This window comes from Polaromonas sp. (genome assembly GCF_041689105.1).
Classification (GTDB): Bacteria; Pseudomonadota; Gammaproteobacteria; order Burkholderiales; family Burkholderiaceae_C; genus Polaromonas.
In genome coordinates this window covers 1-4,755 of sequence record NZ_JBDNGU010000113.1, presented here as the reverse complement: position 1 = coordinate 4,755, position 4,755 = coordinate 1, and the positions used below count along the sequence as shown (strand labels likewise).

The window sequence follows — 4,755 nt, the reverse complement described above, 5'->3', positions numbered from 1 at the left end:
GGCTGCAAATCGACCGCAGCGGTCCATTTTTCACCGTCTTTTTGTCCCATAGCTGGGCTATGGGTCTGCAAATCCGGCAAAAACTGTCCTCGCTGGGCCCGATTTTCGCTCTCGACGCCCCAAGTCCGACAGGCTCCTAGCGCCGCCGGCAGGCTCACGGTGAATTCGCTACCCCTGTCAATGCCGGCACTGGCCGCCTGAACCGATCCATCGTGCATTTCGACCAGCGTCTTGACCAGCGCCAAGCCGATACCCAGGCCGCCCTGCGCACGATCAAGCGTACGGTTGATCTGCGTGAACATGTCGAACACCGAGCCCAGCATCTCGGCCGGAATGCCAAAGCCTGTATCCAGCACCGAGATCAAAACGCTTTCACCTTCCCGTCGCGCCGAAAATATGATCCGGCCACCTGGGCGCATGTATTTGGCAGAGTTGGTCAGCAAATTACTGAAAATCTGCGCCAGCCGGGTTGGGTCCGCATCCAGCCAGATGGGCTGATCAGGCCAGTCAATCGTCAACGAGTGCCCCACTGCGTCGATCAATGGCCGCGACACCTCCAGCGCGGCGGCGGCGACCTCCTGCAAAGCGATCCGCTCACGTTTCAGGACGATCTTGCCGCTGCTGATGCGCGAGACATCCAGCAGATCGTCAATCAGGCGCACCAGATGTCCCATCTGACGCTCCATCATCGGCAAGGTACGCGCCGAAACTTCGGTCTTCGGCGATAGTTTGAGCAACTGCAAACCGGTTCGTATGGGTGCCAGCGGGTTACGCAGCTCATGCGCCAGCATTGCCAAAAATTCATCTTTGCGCAGATCCTGCTCTAACAGCCGCTGCTCATAGGCCCGGCGGTCGGTGATGTCGTGCGTCACGCCGAGCACGGACTCAACCTGCTTGCGCTCATTGAACTCGGGTACCAGCCGACACGAAAAATGTCGAAGCCCCTGGGAGGTCGCAAAAGAAAAGTCGATCAATTGTTGCACCTCATAGTCAAAAACGTGACGAATCGCTTTTTCCCATTCTTCGCACAGCTCTTGTGGCATACCCAGTTCACGGCAGGTTTGACCGAGAATTTCGGCCACCGGACGGCCGGTGATTTTTTCGATGACGGAGTTGACAAATACATGGCGAAACTGGCGGTCAAAGCGCGCCAGCGCGTCGGGCGTGTTTTCAGTGACGTTGCGCAGTTCGCGCTCCCGTCGGGCCAGCTCTTTGGTTCCCCGCACTTCAGCCGTGCGGTCAACCCCGTGAACAAAAATACCTGTCACGTGGCCATCGGCTTCACGCAACGGCAGATAAGCGAAGTCGACAAAAATATCGATCAGGCTCCCACCCGGCCCGCGTGGCAGTTTGACGACCATCGACTTGATTTCAAACGGCTTGCCCGTGCGGTAAACCTCTTCGAGCAAGTCAGGAAAAGACTGGTCGGCAATTTCAGGCAGAGCATCAAGAAGGGATTTTCCGATGATCTCGGGGCCTCGCCCGACCAAGTTGAGGTAAGACTGGTTGGCCAGCTGAAAAATAAAGGTGGGGCCAACAAGCACAGCCGAGAAAGACGGCATCGTCTGCATCATCTGCGATAGCTGTAGCTCCTTGGCCAGCAGATTTCCTTCGGCCCGCGCATGCTCCACGGCAGCCCAAGTGCGCTCCGCGATTTCCCGCGTCATCAATATGTCTTGAGGAGTCCAGTCACGCGGCATTTTTTGATGCACGCCGAGAACCGCAGCCAGTCGGCCGTTTCGCATAATTGGAATAGCCAGATTGGCGCCGATCTCCTTCTGGGCGCAGGCCGCCTTTTCGGTCTCCGAGTAAGCGCAACCGCCACGAATGTCGGGCACCACAATGTTTTCCCCCGATACTAAAGTGGCCAGCAGCTCCGGGCCATAGTCGTTCAGGCTGTAGCTGCCCTCAATCTGCTGCACGCCGTTGACGTAGCTCTGCCCGACCACCAGGGTTGCTTCACCAACCACTTCGCCAAACATGATCCTGTTGACCTTCAGGTGCATGCCCAACAGGTGAGAGGCCACGCGCTTGAGCGAATGCTCGTCCCTCAGGTCGCGCGTGGCGTCACCTAACAAGCTGCGGAATGTATCGCGGTCGGTCGCCAGCCGCAGGGCATCCTTGCGCTGGCGAAGTTCGCGCGCCATGGCCCAGCTCTCACAAGCGTTTTCAACCGCCCTGTTCAACGCCTGTGGGCTGGTCCAGTCCTTGCCGACGTAGTCTTGTGCGCCAGCGCGCAGAGCGTGTCGGCCGTGCTCCCGGCTGGTGCCGCCGGTCAGCACCACCACCGGGCACACCGGCACGCCGTCCGGCCCTAAAAGCGCAGCCAGCACATCAGGCGCGTCCATGTCCGGCAGGTTGTAGTCGAGCATGATGCAATCGGGGGGATGCGCCGCACCCAGCACCGCCTGGATGCCTGCTTCAGCCGTTCCAGCCTCGATGAAGCTCAGGCGCCGATCCGATCCCTTGAGCAGCATGCGGCGGATTTCCAAGCGATCTTCGGGGCTGTCGTCAATGATGACGACGCACCAGGGCTCCAAGACTTCTTTTTCTGCGTTTGCCATCAATCGACTTTCGCCAGAGACTCATGCAGCGTAACGCTTTCAAGCCAGTAGTGCATCAAGGAGCGAAGCAGCAATGAATACTGGTCGTGACGAACGGGCTTGACGTGGTAGGCGTTGGCGCCTGCCCGATAGCAAAATTCTACATCCCGGGGATTGCCCGACGTTGTCAGCACCACCACAGGGATTTCCTTCAGGCGGGCATCGGTCTTGATGGCCACCAGGGCTTCCCGGCCATCGACGCCATGCGAATTGAGGTCCATCACGATAAGAGCCGGCAACAGCGGCAAATTCACGTCACCTTCTCCGCGCAGCATCGCCAGGCAATCACTGCCCGAAGCGCCGCGGTGAATCACTCGCGTCACGCCGGCCGCAGCGGCAGCCTCGCGCAAACTGTCGAAGTCTTCGTCGGAGTCTTCCACAACCAAGATAGGCGCGGCAAAAGTGGACGGGGTGCTAGATGTCATCCGACGTACTCAGGGTGAAATAAAACGTGCTTCCCTCGCCAGCGGCGGATTCAAGCCAGACCTGTCCCCGGTGTCGCTCCACCAGCTTGCGCACAATCGTCAGGCCAGCGCCGGTGCCGCCACCGTAATCTTCACGGCCATGCAGGCGCTTGAACATTTTGAACACCTGATCGAAATGACGCGACGCGATGCCGATGCCGTTGTCGCGCACGCAGTACACCGTCTGCGCCTCCGTACCGGCGGGAAAGGTGCCGCGCAGCGATGCTTCCTGGGCACCCACATAGCCGACTTCCACCCGCTTGAACGCCTTGTCGTTGTATTTGATGGCATTTGAAAGCAGATTAACCAGTACTTCGCGAACCCGCACGCGGTCGCACATGACCCAAGGCAGCACGCGCGGCGCGACGATCTCGGTACAGCCATCGCCGGTACGCGAGCCAACCATCTCCATCGCATCGGCCAGCACTTCGTTCAGATCGACTTTTTCCAGCACCAGCTCTTCCCGGCCGACACGCGAAAAATGCAGCAGCGAATCAAGCAGACCGTCCATTCGCAAAGTCAAACGCATCAGGCACTCAAGCTTGCGCTTTTCGTCTTCATTGGCAGGCGCTGCTTCCATCAGTTGATGCGCGTATTTATGAATGCCGCGCAGCGGTTCTTTCAAGTCATGGCTTGCGACGTAGGCGAAAGCATCGAGCTCTTCATTGCTGCGCGCCAGGTCGTCATTCAGTACGTCAATTCGTTCGGCACGGGCAATGACCAGATCAATGATCAGCGTCCGCAGGTTCGCCACCGCTTCGACCTCAACGTCCAGCCAGGGTGTAGCCTGCTGATGGATTGATTCGCTGAACAGCTCGAAACTGCGCCGGGGCGTCAGGCGCGGACCGTTGGGGCCAGTGACCTGAGGCTTGTCATGCGGGTTGCCGCCCCAGTTCACGGTCTGTTTGACCTCCGGCCGAAACCACATCATCAGGTTCTGGCCGCTGCGTGACAGTGGTGCAGCCAGCACGCCGCTGGCAACATCGGCAAAGGCAGCGCCAGCAGGGTAAGCCGCCGCGAGCGAATGCGTCGCGTACATCGGGCTGGCCAGTGAGCCGGCGTCGAGCCGGCCAACCAGCCACTGGCTTAGCGCCTCGAGCTGCGTTTCATCCGGCGTCTGGCCGACCCGCCACCAGCGGTCACGATGAAACAGCGCCGCACCACCAGCGTGCATGGCGCTTAGCAGCGAGGAATTGCCATCAATCATGACGTTGAGCTCGCCTTCCCGCGCAGCGATGCTGAGTAGTTGCTGGTTGACCTCTTCCAGCCGAAGGCGGTAGGCCGCATTTTCGCGGTCTTCGACAGCACGGAGTTGAAGAGAGCCCATCTGTGCCAGAAATTCACAGGCTGCGCGCAGCTCATAGGGCAGGTGGTACGGGCCGCTGTAATGGTGGCAGGAAATCAGCCCCCACAGCACGTTGTCCCGGCGCAGCGGCATGGTCAGTCCAGCCGCCACGCCCATGTTTTGCAGGTATTCGGTGTGCATAAGTGACAAGCCGCGCAGCGCGCAAAACGTCATGTCGACCGGCATGCCGGTATCGGGATTGACGAGCGGCATCATCTCGGCCAGTTCGCCATTGATGTCAGGTACCGGGCGAATCGAAGTTTTGGCGAGCAAATCGCGCGCCTGCTGGGGAATGTCTCCGGCCGGGTAATGCAGGCCCAGCCAGGGCGCGAGATCGCTCCGG

3 protein-coding genes are annotated in these 4,755 nt (G+C 59.7%); all 3 read right to left on the bottom strand.

Features of this window, described 5'->3' with window-relative positions; all coding sequences use genetic code 11:
* On the bottom strand, positions 1-2,564 hold a 2,564-nt coding region (locus ACESMT_RS12545), incomplete at its 3' end, for a PAS domain-containing protein (protein ID WP_372826933.1).
* The gene (locus ACESMT_RS12540; protein WP_372826932.1) at positions 2,564-3,028 is read right to left on the bottom strand and encodes a response regulator; all 465 of its coding nucleotides are present in this window, start codon (positions 3,026-3,028) and stop codon (positions 2,564-2,566) included. The genes ACESMT_RS12545 and ACESMT_RS12540, both read right to left, overlap by 1 nt.
* On the bottom strand, positions 3,018-4,755 hold a 1,738-nt coding region (locus ACESMT_RS12535; protein WP_372826931.1), incomplete at its 5' end, for an ATP-binding protein. The genes ACESMT_RS12535 and ACESMT_RS12540, both read right to left, overlap by 11 nt.

Bases quoted from the DNA above. Each gene is read 5' to 3' on its own strand.
- ACESMT_RS12540 (WP_372826932.1), bottom strand. From the start codon at position 3,028: ATGACATCTAGCACCCCGTCCACTTTTGCCGCGCCTATCTTGGTTGTG.